General features: G+C 62.5%; 14 protein-coding genes. 8 read left to right on the forward strand and 6 right to left on the reverse strand.

Going from position 1 to position 17908, the window contains the following annotated elements:
- Window positions 1–98: 98 nt before the first annotated feature.
- The 4 genes from crtA to bchO are packed head-to-tail and all read left to right on the forward strand — an operon-like array spanning window position 99 to window position 4414.
- On the forward strand, window positions 99–827 hold the full coding sequence (gene crtA / locus J4E08_RS17520; RefSeq protein WP_349539645.1) for a spheroidene monooxygenase: 729 nt from the start codon (window positions 99–101) through the stop codon (window positions 825–827).
- Window positions 824–1828: a magnesium chelatase ATPase subunit I gene (bchI, locus tag J4E08_RS17525; protein ID WP_349539614.1), complete on the forward strand. Its 1005-nt coding sequence runs from the start codon at window positions 824–826 to the stop codon at window positions 1826–1828. Before crtA ends, bchI begins: the two co-directional genes overlap by 4 nt.
- The gene (locus J4E08_RS17530; protein WP_349539615.1) at window positions 1825–3531 is read left to right on the forward strand and encodes a magnesium chelatase subunit D; all 1707 of its coding nucleotides are present in this window, start codon (window positions 1825–1827) and stop codon (window positions 3529–3531) included. Before bchI ends, J4E08_RS17530 begins: the two co-directional genes overlap by 4 nt.
- A gap of 4 nt (window positions 3532–3535) precedes the next feature.
- The gene (bchO, locus tag J4E08_RS17535; RefSeq protein ID WP_349539616.1) at window positions 3536–4414 is read left to right on the forward strand and encodes an alpha/beta fold hydrolase BchO; all 879 of its coding nucleotides are present in this window, start codon (window positions 3536–3538) and stop codon (window positions 4412–4414) included.
- A gap of 7 nt (window positions 4415–4421) precedes the next feature.
- Here the strand turns inward: bchO and idi are convergent, their stop codons facing one another.
- The 6 genes from idi to J4E08_RS17565 form a co-directional block, all read right to left on the reverse strand.
- On the reverse strand, window positions 4422–4937 hold the full coding sequence (idi, locus tag J4E08_RS17540; RefSeq protein ID WP_349539617.1) for an isopentenyl-diphosphate Delta-isomerase: 516 nt from the start codon (window positions 4935–4937) through the stop codon (window positions 4422–4424).
- Window positions 4934–6112 (reverse strand): geranylgeranyl diphosphate reductase, encoded by a 1179-nt coding sequence (locus J4E08_RS17545; protein WP_349539618.1) that lies wholly within the window; start codon window positions 6110–6112, stop codon window positions 4934–4936. The genes idi and J4E08_RS17545 overlap by 4 nt, the downstream gene beginning before the upstream one ends.
- A gap of 4 nt (window positions 6113–6116) precedes the next feature.
- Window positions 6117–7406 carry a BCD family MFS transporter gene (locus J4E08_RS17550; protein ID WP_349539619.1) on the reverse strand — a complete coding sequence of 430 codons (1290 nt, stop codon included), beginning with the start codon at window positions 7404–7406 and terminating at the stop codon, window positions 6117–6119.
- Window positions 7403–8314 (reverse strand): chlorophyll synthase ChlG, encoded by a 912-nt coding sequence (chlG, locus tag J4E08_RS17555; protein ID WP_349539620.1) that lies wholly within the window; start codon window positions 8312–8314, stop codon window positions 7403–7405. Before chlG ends, J4E08_RS17550 begins: the two co-directional genes overlap by 4 nt.
- 110 nt (window positions 8315–8424) lie before the next feature.
- Complete coding sequence (gene ppsR, locus J4E08_RS17560) at window positions 8425–9855, reverse strand: transcriptional regulator PpsR (protein ID WP_349539621.1); 1431 nt, start codon at window positions 9853–9855, stop codon at window positions 8425–8427.
- 26 nt (window positions 9856–9881) lie between these two features.
- Window positions 9882–10682 carry a cobalamin B12-binding domain-containing protein gene (locus J4E08_RS17565; RefSeq protein ID WP_349539622.1) on the reverse strand — a complete coding sequence of 267 codons (801 nt, stop codon included), beginning with the start codon at window positions 10680–10682 and terminating at the stop codon, window positions 9882–9884.
- 324 nt (window positions 10683–11006) lie between these two features.
- On the opposite strand from J4E08_RS17565, the gene bchF reads away from it, so the two are divergent.
- The 4 genes from bchF to J4E08_RS17585 are packed head-to-tail and all read left to right on the forward strand — an operon-like array spanning window position 11007 to window position 17902.
- The gene (gene bchF / locus J4E08_RS17570) at window positions 11007–11495 is read left to right on the forward strand and encodes a 2-vinyl bacteriochlorophyllide hydratase (RefSeq protein WP_349539623.1); all 489 of its coding nucleotides are present in this window, start codon (window positions 11007–11009) and stop codon (window positions 11493–11495) included.
- Complete coding sequence (locus tag J4E08_RS17575; RefSeq protein WP_349539624.1) at window positions 11492–12775, forward strand: ferredoxin:protochlorophyllide reductase (ATP-dependent) subunit N; 1284 nt, start codon at window positions 11492–11494, stop codon at window positions 12773–12775. Before bchF ends, J4E08_RS17575 begins: the two co-directional genes overlap by 4 nt.
- Window positions 12772–14328, forward strand: coding sequence for a ferredoxin:protochlorophyllide reductase (ATP-dependent) subunit B (gene bchB / locus J4E08_RS17580; RefSeq protein ID WP_349539625.1), 1557 nt, complete (start codon window positions 12772–12774; stop codon window positions 14326–14328). Before J4E08_RS17575 ends, bchB begins: the two co-directional genes overlap by 4 nt.
- Window positions 14318–17902 (forward strand): magnesium chelatase subunit H, encoded by a 3585-nt coding sequence (locus J4E08_RS17585; protein ID WP_349539626.1) that lies wholly within the window; start codon window positions 14318–14320, stop codon window positions 17900–17902. The genes bchB and J4E08_RS17585 overlap by 11 nt, the downstream gene beginning before the upstream one ends.
- Window positions 17903–17908 lie beyond the last annotated feature (6 nt).

Consider the following 17908-nt stretch of genomic DNA (forward strand, 5'->3'; position numbering starts at 1 on the left):
GTGTAAGGTTTAGTTGACAATCTGGAATTTCCCCCTTTTCCAATGACCTCGAAAATGTAAGGCTGATTAGACACAACGCGCTTTTGGGGAGAAGTTCGATACAAGTCGTCAGCCTCAGCTTTTTTCACTTTCCAAAGGGGGCCTCGCGGCTCTGGGCCTTTGCCATGATGGGCTTGGCCCGGCGGGGCCTGCGTCGTACCGTTGGCATTGGCTTCTGGAAGCTTTGTGGCTCTGGTACTGGTGAGGGGTTCACACCCGTCCCGAACACCGGCGTCTACGCGATTCTCGCAACTTGGACCGACCTGGACACGGCGCGGCACCAGACTGACGCAACGCCAGTGTTTCGCGCCTATCACGCCCGCTCTGATGAAAGCTGGACAGTGTTTCTGACGCCGACCTCTGTGCGCGGCGCGTGGTCGGGGCACATTCCGTTCAGCGCCGCTCCGATCGTTTCGGCCCCGGAATCTGGCGCAAAATCCGGGCCCATCGCCGCGCTGACCCGTGCCACCGTGCGCCCGGCGCGTGCCATCCGGTTTTGGCAACGCGTTCCTGACATCAGCGCCATGATCGGTCAAAATCCCGACGCTCTTTTCAAGATCGGGATCGGCGAAGTGCCCTTGCTGCACCAGATCACCTTTTCAATCTGGCCCGACACCTCATCCATGGCGCGTTTCGCACGTGAAAGCGGTCCGCATGCGTCGGCCATCCGCGCAGTGCGAGACGGAGACTGGTTCCGTGAGGAGCTATATGCCCGCTTCCGCATACTCGGGGATCGGGGCACATGGATGGGCAGATCCCCCCTCAATGCTTTCGGAACAACCTCATGATCAGCCCCTTCCCATTTTCCGCAATCGTTGGCCAAGACCAGATGAAAACCGCTATGATCCTTACAGCCATCGACCCCGGTCTGGGTGGTGTTCTTGTGTTCGGGGATCGCGGCACAGGGAAATCCACCGCCGTGCGCGCACTGGCCGCGCTGCTGCCGCCAATCACAGTGGTACAGGGCTGCCCTGTCAATTCCGAAGCACCCCAGGATTGCCCCGCTTGGGCCAATGTCACTGATCATACCATGACGGAGCGCCCGACCCCGGTTGTCGATCTGCCGCTGGGAGTAACGGAAGACCGGGTGACCGGCGCGCTGGATATCGAACGCGCGCTGGCCCACGGCGAGAAATCCTTTGAACCCGGTCTGCTCGCCCGCGCCAATCGCGGATACCTGTATATAGATGAGGTCAACCTGCTGGAGGATCACATCGTCGACTTGCTGCTTGATGTTGCGCAGTCCGGCATCAACACCGTAGAACGCGAGGGCCTGTCGATCCGCCACGCCGCGCGGTTCGTGCTGGTCGGGTCCGGCAATCCCGAAGAGGGGGAACTGCGTCCGCAGCTTCTCGACCGCTTCGGCCTGTCCGTCGAGGTGGCATCCCCCAACACCGTCGAGGAACGGGTCGAAGTGATCCGCCGGCGCGACGCCTATGACCGCGATCACGCGGCTTTCATGGCGAAATGGCAAGCCGAGGATACCACTTTACGCGATGCGATCCTTTCCGCCCGCGCAGCCTTGCCGCAGGTCGAAACTTCCGACGAGATTTTGCACGATTGCGCCCGCCTCAGTCTCGCGCTTGGGGCAGACGGCCTGCGCGGTGAATTGACTCTGCTGCGCGCGGCGCGCGCGCTGGCCGCCCTGCGCGGCGCCGGCCGGATTGATCGCGCGCACCTTCGAGACATCGCCCCGCTTGCGCTCAGCCACCGGTTGCGACGCGATCCACTGGACGAGGCCGGCTCCTCTGCCCGGGTCGCCCGCACCGTGGCCGACACCCTGCCATGATCACCACTGCGCCAACCGTCCGCTCCTCGGACTGGGACCGGGCGCTGCGAGCGCTGTCGGCGCTGATGGTGGACCCTGCCGGACTCGGTGGCATGGTTGTGCGCGCCCGTCCCGGCCCCGTGCGCCAAAGGTTTGAAGGCGCCCTGCCCGGCCTGCCCTTGCCCCTCCGCCGGATTCATCCAGGGCTGGATGACGCACAGCTGTTTGGCGGATTGAACGTGGCGGCCTCGCTGGCGGCGGGGCATATGATCCGAGATCCTGGCCTGGCCGAGACACCTTGCGCGCTGCTCCTGCCCATGGCAGAGCGCACGCCCGCCGCACTTGCCGCGCGGCTGTCGCAACTACTGGACACAGGCGGCGGCCATTGCATAGTCTTGCTGGACGAAGGCGCCGAGCCGGAGGAAACCGCGCCAGCCAGCATGTCCGACAGGCTGGCATTTCTCGCTGACCTGTCCGTGGTGCGCTCCGCTGACGCCGCGATTCGTCTGCCAGCGCCCGCCGATATAGACAGCGCGCGCCGCCACTTGGATCGGGTGCAAACCCCTAGCGATGACCTGACGCAACTGGTGCTGCTGGCCGCACGTTTTGGAATAGACGGCGCACGTGCGCCAATGTTTGCGCTGCGCTGCGCTCGGGCATTGGCCGCGTTGGACGGCGAGGACAACACAACGCAGGACCACCTGCGCGAGGCGGTGCAGCTGATTTATGCCCCGCGTGCGACCCAGACCCCCGAAGAAGATGAGGCGCCAGACCCAGACCCCGATCAAGACGCCCCGCCTGACCCCGCAAATACGGACGCGGACAGTGTCGCGTCTGACACGGGGCAGATCCCCGACGATTTGCTCGTCCAGGCCGTCGCCGCATGCCTCCCCGCCGACCTACTAATGCGCCTCGAACGCAGCAGCCGGGCACGCGGCAGCCCCGCTGCCGGCAGTGGCGCGGGGTTCAAACGCCAAGCCAACCGGCGCGGACGGCCGCTTCCATCGCGCCCCGGTCGCATCGACGGGCGCGCCCGCATCGACGTCATCGCTACGCTACGCGCGGCCGCCCCATGGCAAACCCTCCGCCGAAAAGCCCGAGAAAGCCACCCACAGCTGATCATCCTGCCCGCCGACATCCGCTTGCGACGGTTCGAGGACCGCTCTGACCGGCTGCTGATCTTTGCGGTCGATGCGTCGGGGTCCGCCGCATTGTCCCGCATGGCCGAGGCAAAGGGCGCAATCGAAATGCTGCTTGCGCAAGCCTATGCCAAGCGGGATCAGGTAGCGCTTGTCGCCTTTCGCGGCACGGGTGCCGAGGTCCTTTTGCCACCGACGCGCTCTCTTGTGCAGGCCAAACGTCGACTAACTGCCCTTCCCGGAGGCGGCGGTACGCCGCTGGCATCAGGGCTGCGGGCGGCATTCGACATGGCGCTGCACGGCCAGCGTGTTGGCCTCAGCCCCAGCATTGCCTTTCTCACTGACGGGCGCGGCAATATCGACCTGGCCGGCACGCCCGGACGCGCGCAGGCCCGCGAGGATGCACAGACAATGGCGCGCCTGCTGTCCGGCCTGCGGCTGCCTTCGGTAGTCATTGACATCGCACCCCGCCCAGGTCCCGAAAGCGCGGCCCTGGCTGGTTGGTTGAACGCGCAATACCTGCCTCTGCCCCGCGCCGATGCGTCTCGCATCTCGGCGGCGGCGGATGCGGCGCTGACCCGGTAATCCGATGGACTGGAACCGCGCCCTGCCAAACTGGCCATTGTCGGAACTCTCCCGCCGGGTTCGCTGTCGTCCACATCAGTGGCATGTGCAAGAAACCGGATCCGAGTGTGGCGGTCCGACGCTCTTGCTGCTGCACGGGGCGGGCGCCTCGACCCACACATGGCGGGACATGATCCCGCTATTGGAACAACAGTATCACGTCGTGGCATTGGACTTGCCCGGACAAGGGTTTACCAAACTCGGCCCGCGCAACCGCTGCGGGCTGGTGCCTATGGCACAGGACATTGCGCACTTGTGTCAGGATCAGGGCTGGGCTCCCTCGGTGATCATCGGACATTCCGCTGGGGCAGCGATTGCGCTGCACCTGTCGCGGATCCTGCCAAACAGCCCGCGCATTGTCGGCATCAACGCTGCCCTTGGTCGTTTCGACGGCGTGGCGAGCTGGCTGTTTCCGCTGCTGGCAAAAGTGCTGGCCCTGACACCGCTGACCGCGCTTGCCTTTGCCGCTGGGGGCAATCCGACCGCGCGCGCGCGCCGCCTGATCGAAGGCACTGGATCGCAGCTGCCACCCGACGGCTTGGCTTTGTATGGTCGCCTGGTATCTGACCGCGACCATGTCGATGGGGTTTTGCAAATGATGTCGCAATGGGATGTGGGGCCATTGCTGGACGCGCTGCCGCAGATCAATGCGCCTTGCCTATTGCTGACCGGCGACAAGGACAGCGCCGTCGCCCCGCAGGTGTCGGCAAAGGCCGTTCGCGCCCTGCCCCACGCCACCTTGCAATCGTTGGGCGCAATGGGTCACCTCGCACATGAAGAAGATCCCGCCCTGGTCACCCGCAAAATCTTCGACTGGATCGCGCAAACTGATGGCGGGTCGTAGAGACCGATCAGGCGAAAATCCGGGCCGCGTGCTCTGCAAGGTAGATCCGCAGCCAGGGCGTGTACTGCGCGGGCCGCGCGCGCACCCGCCGGACCAACAGGTCCATGTCTACCCAATCGGTCTGCATGACCTCTTCGCGGTTCGGGTCCACGGCGATGTGCGACGGGACGCGCGCCACGTATAAATCGACGCGCTCGTGTTCGATCAGGCCATTGCCCACGTCGGCGCGATAGGTCAACTGGTCCTTGTGATCCAGCCTCAGCCCGGTGATCCCCAGCTCCTCTCGAAGTCGGCGTATGGCGCACTCCTTGGGATCCTCGGACCAATGCGGATGGGTGCAGCAGGTGTTGGCCCATAGCCCCGGCGTATGATATTTACCCATGGCCCGGCGCTGGATCAGCACGTCGTTGCCGCACATCACAAACACAGACACCGCCTTGTGCAGCAGGCCGCGTTGGTGCGCCTCCAGCTTGTCGATTGCGACCAGATTGCCATCGACCCAAGTGGGAATCAGCGAAGTCATATGTGTTCCACGGACACCAGTCGCGTCAGGTGGGCCAGATTCTTCAATCCGATCTTAAGATGCGCCATCGGCCGGGCGTGGACCAGTTTCTTGTTCATATAGGCCTCGAAGGTCAGTCTCTGCACATCCACATCATGGCACAAAGACACAAAGCGTTCCCGCCGTTCGTCACTGCGGTAATATGCTCTTTGCATCGAGGCAAGAACCCGAAACACCGTCTTGTGTTCGCGCATGAATAGCTGCCGGGCGAGCCGCAGGTCGCGCACCCGCCCCGAAGCAAGGCAGGCGGCACAGGCGGCAGCGGCGACCTGTCCACCGACCATGGCATAATAGATGCCTTCGCCAGAGCTGGGCGCGACGACGCCCGCCGCATCGCCAGCCAGCAAAACATCGCGGCCATTGTCCCAACGGTCCAGCGGTTTCAGCGGGATCGGCGCGCCTTCTCGGCGCAGGGTTACGCAGTCGGTCAATCCGGCCGAGGCGCGCAGATCGGCGGTGGCCTTCTTGACGTTCACTTCGCGCACCAGTGAGCCCATGCCGACACTCGCGTTTCCGCCATGCGGAAACACCCAGCCGTAAAAATCCGGGGATATACGGCTGTCATAGATCACGTCGGCACGCGTCGGATCGTATTGCGCGGTAGGCTCGGGCGCTTCGATGATCTCGTGGTAAGCGATGACGTAGGGAATGGTATCGCCGCCATGCACTTCGTCGCGGGCCACATTGGACCGCGCGCCGTCCGCGCCGATCACCAGGTGCGCCGCGACGGTCCTCTCGGTTCCGCAGACATTGTCGCGATAGACGACGCGGACGCCTTTTTCGTCGCGCTCGATCCGTCGATAGGTGCCGGTCAGCAGGGTTGCCCCGGCCTCTACAGCCCGCTTACGCAAGAACACGTCGAAACGTTCGCGGTCGACCATTCCGATGAACCCACCATTGATCGGGATGTCGACCTTGCGACCGCTGGGCGAAATCATGCGCGCCGACGTCATGCGCGCGACGATCTGCTCTTCCGGGATGTGGAAATCGGCGACAAGCCGGGGGGGAATCGCACCGCCACAGGGCTTTATCCGTCCGGCCCGGTCCAGCAGCGCGACCTTGTGCCCCGACCGCGCCAGATCCTCAGCCGCCGTGGCGCCCGACGGGCCGCCGCCTACAACGATGACGTCATACATATCTTCACTCTCCCGGAACCAGAGGGGCCGCAGACGCGCTGCGACGGTGGGCAATGACACGCAGCGCCAGCAGCGCCGCAAACAGGAACAGCGCTGCTTCGGCCAGAAACACGGCACCAAAGGCAGTCGTGTCGGGCAGACCTGTGCGCAGCATGTCAACCGCCGCCGCCCCAAGCAGTCCGCCGAATCCGGCAGCGATGGCCTGCGCCGCGCCCCACAGGCCCATGCGGGTCCCCTCGCGCGCGGTGCGACCCTCTCCGGCCAAAGCCATCATCGATCCGATGGCGGCCACCGCGAACATGCCGTTGAACACTCCCAGCCCGATCACGGCGGGCAACAGTGCCACGCCAAGTGCCAAGTTCCCGATCAGCGTGATGGCGCACAGGCTGACTGCGGAGCCCAGGCACCCGGCCACCACCCATGTTCGCAAACTGCCGAGGCTCAGCCCGGTGGCCGCGATACCGACAGTCAGCATTCCCAGGAACACCCCGCCGTTCTGCGCGCCACTCAGTTGCGTCGACTGGCCCGGCGTGAGGCCAAAGACCAGCCCGGCATATGGCTCAAGTATCAGTTCCTGCATGAAATAGGCGGTCATCGACAGACCGACAAAAATGGTAAAGTTGCGCGCCGCGCGCTCGGCCCAGATTTCGCGCAGGCCGTCGATGAACCGGGGCGGATCAGCCACCGGCGCAGGAGCGCCTAGACGGGATTCGATTCCCCAGACCGCCAGCGTGGTCAGCACGCAAGCCCCGACCGTGACGACCCCGACGATGCGCAGCAACAGCGCCGGGCTGTAAGGATCCAGAAACGCCCCCACCGTGCCAGCTGTCACCGCAATGCCAAAAATCATCATCAGCCATGTGATGGTCGCCGCCGCCGCGCGACGGCGCGGCTCTGTTGCAGTGGCCAGCAGCGCCAGCAAAGACGTGCCGGACGCGCCTACACCCAGACCAATCAGCGCATAACTGACAATCGAGACCGCCAAACCCGCAGACCAATTCTCGGCAAACAGCACCACGCCGATAGCCGCGCCAAAGCCTCCGAGCGCCAAGATCCCCATGCCACCAATAATCCAGCGTGTGCGCTGCCCGCCCGTGTCGGACAGAAAACCCCAATTCGGTCGGGTGATCTGGATGACGTAGTGCAACGCCACCAGCAGGCCGGGCAGTACCGCGGGCAAGGCCATCTCAACCACCATCAAGCGGTTCAGGGTTGAGGTGGTCAGGACGACGATCGCCCCCAGTGCCATTTGCACCAGCCCGAGCCGAACAATCGAAAACCATCCGAGAGTCATATTGCACCTTCCATCAAACGCAGGGCAAAGGCGGCAATCATCATGCCACTGACGTACATCAGAACGCCGGTGCCGTTATACCACGGCGCACGGGCCTTTGGGTCGGATAGAAGGACACGCATCGCCCAGACCTGCCCGCAAACCAGCGCGGTTACGGCCAGCGCAAACACCGGCGCCCCCCACAGCACCAGCAGCGCGATCACCACCAACTGCGGCAGAACCATGACCCAGCAGGCCACCCGTGCAGCCCGTTCAGGGCCCAACGAGACGGGCAACGAGTTGACACCTGTCTGGCGGTCACCCTCCAGCGCCTTGAAATCATTCAACGTCATTATGCCATGCGCGCCAAAGGCATAAAGCCCGGCAATCAACACAATCGCCAGCGACGGCGCGCCTGCCGACAACACGGCGGCGCCGGTGAACCAGGGCAACCCCTCGTAGCACAGACCCACAAGCCCCGGCCCCCAGATGCCTGATCGCTTCATCCGGACGGGTTCCGCCGAATACGCCCAGGCCGCCAGCACGCCAAACACCGTCGCACCAAATCCCCATAGACCCAAAAACGACCCCACCCACAGCGACAGCGCCGTCATGGCCAACGCAATCCACAGGCCCCAGCGGCCGGGAATGCGCCCAGAGGGGATCGGCCGGTCGGGTTCGTTGATGGCATCGACATGGCGGTCACACCAATCGTTGGCCGCCTGACTCATGCCGCAGACAATCGGACCGGCCAATAACATCCCCAACGCGACCTGTACTGGGGCGGAAGTGAACGGCACCCCGGAAGACACAGCGCCACAAAGGTACGCCCAGATCGCGGGGAACCACGTTATGGGTTTGATCAGCGTCAGAACCGCCAGCGGTTGCGGGTATCTACGCCCTACCTGCATTTCATGCGTTACACTCATAGTGTAAACTAGACTATACAATCAGAGTCGAGGGAAGCTTTTTCTGGGATCATCGTCAGAAAGGGCGCAATATCGCACCCCAGCCGCACACGCTCCGATGAGACTGAAGGCTATTCGTCGGGATTGCCGTTCAGCATCTCGAACTTGCGAAGTTTGACGTACAGGCTCTGACGGGAGAGGCCCAGCATCTCGGCGGCAGCGACGCGGTTGTTCTTCGTCATCTCAAGCGCCGTCGAAATGCAGATGCGCTCGATCACGTCCGAGGTGGCGGACACCAGTTCTTTGAGTGACGCAGTGCCAACAAGGTCCATCACATTTTGAAGCGCGTCTTCACTGACCACCGCCTGTGGCAAATTCTCGGCGGCGCGGGCGTTCTGGCTGACATCCCGGATGATCATGCCAAAACCGCGTTCTTTGTTGCCCGTCTTCAGCATGGCAACAGAAATATCGACGGATGCGCGGGTGCCGACCGTACTCTTGAATTGCGTGGTATAACTGCGAACGCGACCGTCACGCACCGCGGCTTCCATCATCAATTGCATGTCCACTTCGCCGCGCACTAGGAAACCAGCAAAGCCGCTGCCAATCACGTCACGGAACTGAGCGGCATCCGCCAGCGTCAGAAAGGCATCGTTGGCTTCGCGGATCTGGCTCTTGGCGTCAAGGATCACAATGGCATCGGTCGAGGTATTGAACAGCGAACCCAGCGCCATGGCGATCTCGGTGCCACCAGGATCGTCCTCATCGACCTTCGCCAACCGACACAGCATACATAGCTCGCCAGCCGCCCGAAAAAATTCCGGGAAAATTGCCACGTGCAAACCGCTGCGTCGCGCCACAGCCTGAATGCTGCGGGTTTCATCCGACGAACTGGCGTTTTGCAGCGCCTCCATCAATTCACCACGGCGCAATCCCTGAAAGGCTTGGTTGAACGTGTTGCCGGGCAGGGTGTCGCCTTTGGCCCCCAACATTGTCGACGCGACACTGTTGATGTCGCGCACGCGGCCAGTTTCGGGATCGACGAGCACAAGGGCGGTTTCAGAAGCTTCCAGAACCACACGATAAAATGTCTCAGCTCTGCGGATACGTTGCTGGTCACGTTCCCGCGCCAGTTGTTCATGCACAAGTCGCTGCTGAACCTCCGCCAAGGGCTGAAGGTCACGGCCAATCAACATCAGGGCGTCGCTGTTTCGGACGCGCAGCATTGCGTAGCGTATAGGGAATTCCCAATCGGCATTGTCGCTGTGGTTCAACTCCACCGCGACCGACGTTTCCGACGCGTTCTTACGAAACTGAGCCAGCCGTATATCGAATTTCTCTTTGCTTTCTTCATTCAGAAAACTGTGAAAACTCCGCCCGACCCAATGATCCAAACATCCAAGCGAAGGGCTTTCGGGGCTGACATAGATGCCCTCCACCACGCCGGCGCTGCTCAGGTGAACTGCGATATCCGACGCTTGCTCGATCAGAAATTCTACCGAAGCAGTCTCAGGAAACACGCCCGAATGGCTGAACTCGAGAGCCGAAGTTTGATCTGTCAAAACACCACCTCGAGTCGCTAACGCTCCTATTCAGCCATCGAATCCATAGCGAGCGTCTCGTTGACAGTCGCTAGCTTACATCGCGATATTGCTTCTCGCACAGATTTAACAGCGAAATCCGCACCTGTGCGTTCTTCGATATCATCCGCGTCAAGCACGTACTTGCCACCAATAACAATTGGCGGGCAGACGTCCAGTGTAGTTCTCAAAAATCGTATCAGTTCTTCAGCATGTTGCACCGATTTTCGGCTGGCCAGGGACATGCCGAGCATAGAAAAGCTGCCCTCTTCGATAGCACGCACAACCTCAAGTGGTTTCAAGCGAATTGCCATGCGCACCCACAGCCCGTGTCGACGGAACTGGTCCGCCGCCACAAAGGCACCCAGTGTGTGATCCTCGGTTTCGGGTAAGATCATCAGGATCGATTGGCCCAACGGCACGGTGCGATCCAGCCACTTGCCCTGCGGCGACTGGCTTTCGTCATGAAACAACGCCTGCAGACGGCTGGCTCCGATAGTAACTTGCACGAAAGTCACCTTGTCCAGGACCCAAAGCTCGCCTATGCGACGGGCCGCTGCGGGCACGTAGATCTGGAAAACATCCTCGGACGAGACACCGGTCGCCATCAGAGCCGTGATCACGCTTCGATGACTGGTCTCCGACTCTGACATGATCTCGACACAGAGCTTATCTATCCACTCTTCACGAGTACTGGGTACGCAAACATGCTTTTTGGCGGCAACCGATTGCAGAGCCGCCTCGACTAGAAAACGAATAGCGGTGTCACGATTGGTGGCCAGCGCTTTTCCCCCTGATATGCAATTCATCCCCCCCCTCCCAAGGTTAGCAAGAATGCTGTTCTGATCAAGCGAGTCTTGCGTGGACGTTCCCGCTACAAGAGTGCTCCAGAGCGAAATACCTGTCAACTTTTATTGACATTCAGCCGCTGGTATGCGGCGGCATGCACCCCGGAGGGCCATGGAAACGTTGCACTAAATAATTTGATATCTTGGAAACCGCGCCTAGATGCCAGCGCAAAGGTGTGAGCCTGAAGGTACATTTCGCGATAAGCAAATGTGTAAGTTTAGATTGACACATTGCCTGCGAGGCCAGTAGCATCAACGAAGAATTAACTTCGAGGACGCGGCCAGATGGTGTCAGAGACTCATCCTGAAATCGGCGAAAAGGGGCTGTATACCAGCGCCCAACGCGCTCGCCGAGACGAAAGTGTCTGGACACTGATCCAAGGCATTCTGGCACCTCTTCAATTCGCCGCCTTCCTCATTTCCGCTGGCCTGGTGCTGCGGTTTATGATGACCGGACTAGGCTACGACGCCGCAACCCTGTCTATCCTGGTCAAAACAGGCTTCCTGTTCCTGATCATGGTGACCGGCGCGATCTGGGAAAAGGTTGTTTTTGGTCAATACCTTTTCGCCCCCGCCTTTTTCTGGGAGGACGTGTTCAGCTTTGTCGTGATCGCACTGCACGCCGCTTATGTCTGGGCACTGTTCACCGACAGCCTGACGGCCAATGCATTGATGGCTCTGGCGCTCGCCGCCTACGCAGCCTACCTTATCAACGCGGGGCAATTTCTGCTGAAACTACGCGCCGCGCGCTTTCAGACGGAGGCCGTGGCATGACGTTGCCTCACGCCCCTCTATCCGGTGGTTGCCGCGATGTGCCGGTGCTCAAACAACGCGGCCAGCACGAGGTCTTTTGCGGCCTGACGGGAATCATCTGGCTTCATCGCAAGATCCAGGATGCGTTTTTCCTCGTTGTGGGAAGTCGCACATGCGCTCACCTGCTGCAAAGCGCCGCTGGCGTGATGATATTTGCCCAGCCCCGGTTCGGAACCGCGATTCTCGAAGAGACGGATCTGGCAGGGCTCGCCGATGCGCAGGCCGAACTGGAACGCGAGGTCGACCGCCTGCTTTCGCGCCGTGGTGACATCCGCCAACTCTTCCTTGTGGGCAGTTGCCCGTCCGAAGTCATCAAACTCGATCTCGCCCGCGCGGCCGAGCGTCTGTCGGCCAAACATGCGCCCAAGGTGCGCGTGCTGAACTATTCCGGCTCCGGCATCGAAACCACCTTTACCGAAGGCGAAGACGCCTGCCTCGCCGCAATGGTCCCGGCCCTGCCGCAAACCGACAAGCGGCAGTTGCTGCTGGTGGGCGCCCTGCCCGACGTGGTCGAGGATCAGGCGTTGGACCTGCTAACGAATCTGGGGATCGAAGACATCGCCGTTCTGCCCGCCCGCCACGCCGATTCAGGTCTGGCGCTGGGGTCGAACACGGTCTTTGCCCTCACTCAGCCGTTCCTGGGAGGCACCCATGCCGCCCTTGAACGGCGCGGGGCGCGGCACATTCCCGCGCCATTCCCGTTTGGCGAAGAAGGCACCACCGCGTGGCTTCAAGCTGTGGCGCGGGAGTTCGGCGTTGATCAGGCGCGTTTTGACGCCGTGACCACCGCGCCCCGCGCCCGCGCCAAAAAGGCGGTCGCCCAGGCGGCGGCGCGCCTGACAGGCAAGAGCATCTTCTTCTTTCCCGACAGCCAGTTGGAAATCCCGCTGGCACGCTTTCTGACCCGCGAATGTGGCATGACCGCCATCGAGGTCGGCGCCCCATACATTCATCGCGCCATCGTCGGCCCGGATCTGGACCTGCTCGGCCACGGCCCAACCATTTCCGAAGGCCAGGACGTGGACCTGCAACTGGACCGTTGCCGGGCCGCGCATCCGGATCTGACGGTCTGCGGCCTTGGCCTTGCCAATCCGCTGGAGGCCGAGGGCCTGCCGACCAAATGGGCCATCGAACTGGTGTTTACCCCGGTGCATTTCTACGAACAGGCGGGCGATCTGGCCGGGCTGTTCTCGCGCCCGCTGCACCGTCGCGCGGCGCTTCGTATGGAGGCTGCGGAATGAAGCTTTCGGTCTGGACATACGAAGGCCCACCCCACGTCGGGGCCTTGCGCGTCGCGACAGCGATGAAGGGTCTGCATTACGTGCTGCACGCGCCGCAGGGAGACACCTACGCCGATCTGCTGTTCACCATGATCGAGCGACGCAACCACCGCCCGCCGGTAACATACACCACCTTTCAGGCCCGCGATCTGGGGACCGACACGGCGATGCTGTTCAAAACTGCCTGCCAGAACGCTTATGACCGCTTTCAGCCGCAGGCGATGATCGTCGGAGCGTCCTGCACGGCCGAACTGATCCAGGACGATCCCGGCGGCATGGCCGAAACCATGGGCCTGCCCTGCCCGGTGATCGCACTGGACCTGCCCAGTTACCAGCGCAAGGAAAACTTCGGTGCAGATGAGACGCTGTTCCAACTGGTCCGCGCGCTGGCCAAGCCGATGACGCGCAGCGCCCATGTCACCTGCAACCTGATCGGCCCGACGGCTCTGGGGTTCCGGCACCGTGACGACATCACCGAACTGACCGGTCTTTTGTCGGACATGGGCATCGGCGTGAACGTTTGCGCCCCCTATGGTGCCACCCCGCACGACCTGACCCAACTGGGGGCCGCGCATTTCAACGTGCTGATGTACCCCGAAACCGGAGAGGCGGCCTGCCGGTGGATGGAACGGGAACTTGCCCAGCCATATACCAAGGTTGTGCCCATCGGCGTCGGGGCCACCCGCGACTTTGCAGATGAGATCGCCGCAATAATCGGTCGCCCGGTCGCACTGGATGAAAGCCGACTGCGCCTGCCGTGGTACTCCTCCAGCGTCGACAGCACCTATCTGACGGGCAAGCGCGTTTTCATCTTTGGTGACGGCACCCATGTGGCCACCGCCGCCAGGATTGCGCGGGACGAGATGGGGTTCGAGGTCGCCGGGATCGGCTGCTACAACCGCGAACAGGCCCGGATGATCCGCGCCCTGGCAAAGGACTACGGCGTCGAGGCGCTGATTTCCGACGATTATCTCGACGTCGAAGAGCGCATCGAACAGCTCGCACCAGAGATGATCCTCGGCACACAGATGGAGCGCCACATCGGCAAACGGCTGGGCATCCCCTGCGCCGTGATCTCTGCCCCGGTGCATGTGCAGGACTTTCCGGCGCGCTATTCGCCCCAGATGGGGATCGAAGGCGCAAACGTGATCTTTGACACATGGGTGCATCCGCTGGTCATGGGGCTGGAGGAACATCTGCTGACAATGTTCCGCGACGATTTCGAATTTCATGACGCAGCTGGACCAAGCCACCATGGCGGTCACGCCACGTCCGCCCCTGCCGACAGTCCCCAGCCGATCCACGCTCAGGTTGGCGAACCGGACACTGCGCCCGTCGATGCTGTCACCGCGCAGGTGATCTGGCTGGCCGATGCGGAGCGTGAACTGAAAAAGATCCCGTTCTTTGTCAGGGGCAAGGCTCGCCGCAACACAGAAACCTTTGCCGCCCAAAAGGGTCTGAACGAAATCGGCCTCGAAACCCTCTACGAAGCGAAGGCCCACTATGCGAGATGATGGCTTCATGACGGGCTTCGACGGCTCTTCGGCTTTCGAGTATCACATCGTGATCCTCACGCTGGATTCGCATGTGGCCGGCCCCTGCAACCGGGCCGCCGAGCGGCTGGTGACGGATTTCCCCGGCCTGTGCATCAGCGTGCACGCCGCCGCCGAATGGGCCGAAAGCCCCGCCACGCTGATGCAGGCCCGTGCCGACATCGCGCAGGCGGACATCATCCTGTCAGGTTTGATTTTTCTCGACGAACACATCCGCCAGATTCTGCCAGCTCTTCAGGCGCGCCGCGATACCTGCGATGCGATGATCGGAGTGATCTCGGACGCGCAGATCGTCAAGCTGACGCGCATGGGCACGTTGGACATGTCCAAACCCGACACCGGCCTGTCCAAGCTGATGAAGAAGATGCGCGGCGGTGGCAACGGCGCGCCGGGCACACAGGATGCCGCGAAAAAGATGAAGATGCTGCGGCGTCTGCCGCGCATACTGAAACTGATCCCGGGCAAGGCGCAGGACCTGCGCGCCTGGTTCCTGATCATGCAGTATTGGCTGGGCGCGTCTGACGACAACATTGAATCGCTTATCCGGTTCCTGATCTCGCGCTATTGCCGCCACGCCGAATGGCGCGGCACGAGTGCTCCGGACCCGGTGGAATACCCCGATGTGGGCCTGTACCATCCGGATCTTCCGGAACGGATCACCACCAATGCCGCCGATATGCCCGCCCAAGCGGGCACCAAGGCCACCGTTGGCCTGCTGATGATGCGCAGCTACGTGTTGTCCGGCGATACCGCCCATTACGACGCGGTGATCCGCGCGCTGGAGGGCCGCGGCTTGCGCGTGCTGCCGGCCTTTGCCGGTGGTCTGGATGCACGCCCCGCCATCGACGGTTTCTTTCAGGGGCCGGAAGGCCCACGGATCGACGCGCTGCTGTCTTTGACCGGCTTTTCGCTGGTGGGCGGACCTGCCTACAACGACAACGAGGCCGCCTGCACATGGCTTCAGGCGCTGGACGTGCCTTATATCGCCGCCCACCCGCTAGAGTTTCAGACGCTTGCACAATGGGCTGGCTCCACGCAGGGCCTTGGCCCGATCGAGACCACCATGCTGATTGCCCTGCCGGAACTCGATGGGGCCGCCAATCCCACGGTTTTTGCCGGGCGCCATGGCGAGAATGGCTGCAACGGCTGTGCGCACAACTGCGCCATCACCTCGACCGTCAAGGCGATGGCCCCCTGCCCCGAACGTATCGAAAAGCTGGCGCTGCGGGTTGAGCGGCTTGCCGCGCTGCGCCGCTCTCAGGTGCGCGATCGTCGAGTCGGGATCGTCCTGTTCGGCTTTCCGCCCAATGCTGGGGCTGCGGGCACGGCGGCTTATCTGGATGTGTTCCGCTCGCTCTACAACACCCTGCATGCCATGGCCGACCGCGGCTATGACCTGACCCCGCCCGCCAGCGTCGAGGCGCTGCGCGAGACCGTTCTCGAAGGCACAGCCAAGCGCTACGGCACAGAGGCCAACGTCGCCGCACATGTCAGCGCCGACCAGATCGTGACCGGCACGCCATGGCTGACAGAAATCGAACAGCAATGGGGCGCGGCCCCGGGCAAGATCCAGAGCGACGGACGCGGTGTGTTCATCCTTGGCGCGCAATTCGGCAATGTCTTTGTCGGGCTGCAACCGGCTTTTGGCTACGAAGGCGACCCGATGCGCCTGTTGTTCGAGGGCAGCTTTGCCCCGACCCATGCCTTCACCCAGTTCTATCTGTGGCTGAAGAACAGCTTTCAGGCCGATGTGCTTCTGCATTTCGGGATGCACGGTGCGCTGGAATTCATGCCCGGCAAACAGGCCGGTCCCAGCTCAAAATGCTGGCCCGACCGGCTGATCGGCGACATGCCAAACGTCTATCTTTACGCGTCGAACAACCCGTCCGAGGCGACGCTGGCCAAACGCCGTACCGGGGCGGTCACCGTGTCGCACATCACGCCGCCGCTGTCGTCTGCGGGCCTGTACAAGGGCTTGGCAGAACTCAAGGACAGCCTGACACGCTGGCGTCGCAGTGCGCCCGACGCCCATGAGCGTGACGAGCTGGCGCTGTTGATCGCCGAACAGGCCGAGGCGGTTGACATGACCGGCACCGACCCGGACGCCTTGTGGTTGCGCCTGCTGGATACCGAGGATGCGTTGATTCCCGAGGGGCTGCATGTGGTCGGTCAACCGTTGTCTGACAAGGCCCGCGCCAGCTACCTAAACCTGCTACCGGCAGGGTCCGACCGTGCGGCAATCGAAGCGTTACTGATGCAGGACAGCGAAATCCCAGCGCTGCTGAACGCGCTTGAGGGCCGCTTTACCGCGCCAGTGCCGGGTGGTGATCTGATCCGCTCGCCCGATGTGCTGCCGACAGGGCGTAACATTCACGCCTTTGATCCGTTCCGCATGCCCAGCGAATTTGCCTGCCGCGCCGGGACACGTCAGGCGCAACTCCTGCTGGACACGCATCACACCATGCCAAGATCCGTAGCGGTGGTGCTTTGGGGCTCGGACAACATCAAATCTGATGGCGAACCGCTGGCCCAAGCGCTGGCGCTGATTGGTGCACGGCCCCGGTTCGACAGCTTTGGCCGGTTGTGCGGAGCCGACCTGATCCCGCTGTCCGAATTGGGCCGCCCACGCGTCGATGTGATCATGACCCTTTCGGGGATTTTCCGCGACCTGTTGCCGCTGCAAACCAAACTGCTGGCCGAAGCCGCGCTGAAGGCCGCAGAGGCCGACGAACCGACCGACCAGAACTTCGTCCGCGCCCATGCGCTGGCGAATATGGCTGACACCGGCTGCGATATGGCGACCGCCGCGCTGCGGGTGTTTTCCAACGCCGAAGGGGCCTACGGTTCGAACGTCAACCAGTTGGTCGACAGCTCATCCTTTGACAACGAAGACGAACTTGCCGACGCTTACGAGGCACGCAAAAGCTTTGGGTACGGCACCGATGGCAAGGCGCAGGCCAGCCCCGCCATGCTGCAACGGGCGCTGAAAAACGTCGATCTGGCCTATCAGAACCTTGAATCAATCGAACTGGGCGTGACCTCGGTCGATCATTACTTTGACACGTTGGGTGGGATTTCGCGAGCCGTGAAACGCGCGCGCGGCGGCACCGATGCGGCGATCTACATCTCTGACACCACGCGTGGCACCGGCAAGATACGTCCGCTTGCGAATCAGGTGGCGCTGGAAACCAGGTCGCGCACGCTGAATCCAAAATTCCACGAAGCGCTGCTGAGCCACGGCGCCGAGGGCGTGCGTCAGATCGAAAGCCATCTGACCAACACCATGGGCTGGTCCGCCACCACCGGGCAGGTTGACCCTTGGGTCTATCAGCGCATGTCGGAGACCTTTGTTCTGGACGAGTCGATGCGCAAGCGGATGGCCGACCTGAACCCGGCGGCCTCCTCACGCTTTGCCAATCGCCTGCTGGAGGCGCACGACCGCGCCTATTGGCAGCCCAGTGACGAAACGCTCGCCGCGCTGCGCCATGCCGCAGACGCGCTCGAAGACCGGCTAGAGGGAGTGGCCGCAGAATGAACCCCC

Origin of the sequence: Sagittula sp. NFXS13 (genome assembly GCF_040148795.1) — a bacterium.
Lineage (GTDB): Bacteria > Pseudomonadota > Alphaproteobacteria > Rhodobacterales > Rhodobacteraceae > Sagittula > Sagittula marina.

Bases quoted from the DNA above. Each gene is read 5' to 3' on its own strand.
- bchF (WP_349539623.1), top strand. From the start codon at position 11,007: ATGGTGTCAGAGACTCATCCTGAAATCGGCGAAAAGGGGCTGTATACC.
- bchO (WP_349539616.1), top strand. From the start codon at position 3,536: ATGGACTGGAACCGCGCCCTGCCAAACTGGCCATTGTCGGAACTCTCC.
- J4E08_RS17545 (WP_349539618.1), bottom strand. From the start codon at position 6,112: ATGTATGACGTCATCGTTGTAGGCGGCGGCCCGTCGGGCGCCACGGCG.
- bchI (WP_349539614.1), top strand. From the start codon at position 824: ATGATCAGCCCCTTCCCATTTTCCGCAATCGTTGGCCAAGACCAGATG.
- bchB (WP_349539625.1), top strand. From the start codon at position 12,772: ATGAAGCTTTCGGTCTGGACATACGAAGGCCCACCCCACGTCGGGGCC.
- J4E08_RS17585 (WP_349539626.1), top strand. From the start codon at position 14,318: ATGCGAGATGATGGCTTCATGACGGGCTTCGACGGCTCTTCGGCTTTC.
- idi (WP_349539617.1), bottom strand. From the start codon at position 4,937: ATGACTTCGCTGATTCCCACTTGGGTCGATGGCAATCTGGTCGCAATC.
- chlG (WP_349539620.1), bottom strand. From the start codon at position 8,314: ATGAGTGTAACGCATGAAATGCAGGTAGGGCGTAGATACCCGCAACCG.
- J4E08_RS17575 (WP_349539624.1), top strand. From the start codon at position 11,492: ATGACGTTGCCTCACGCCCCTCTATCCGGTGGTTGCCGCGATGTGCCG.
- J4E08_RS17550 (WP_349539619.1), bottom strand. From the start codon at position 7,406: ATGACTCTCGGATGGTTTTCGATTGTTCGGCTCGGGCTGGTGCAAATG.
- J4E08_RS17565 (WP_349539622.1), bottom strand. From the start codon at position 10,682: ATGAATTGCATATCAGGGGGAAAAGCGCTGGCCACCAATCGTGACACC.
- J4E08_RS17530 (WP_349539615.1), top strand. From the start codon at position 1,825: ATGATCACCACTGCGCCAACCGTCCGCTCCTCGGACTGGGACCGGGCG.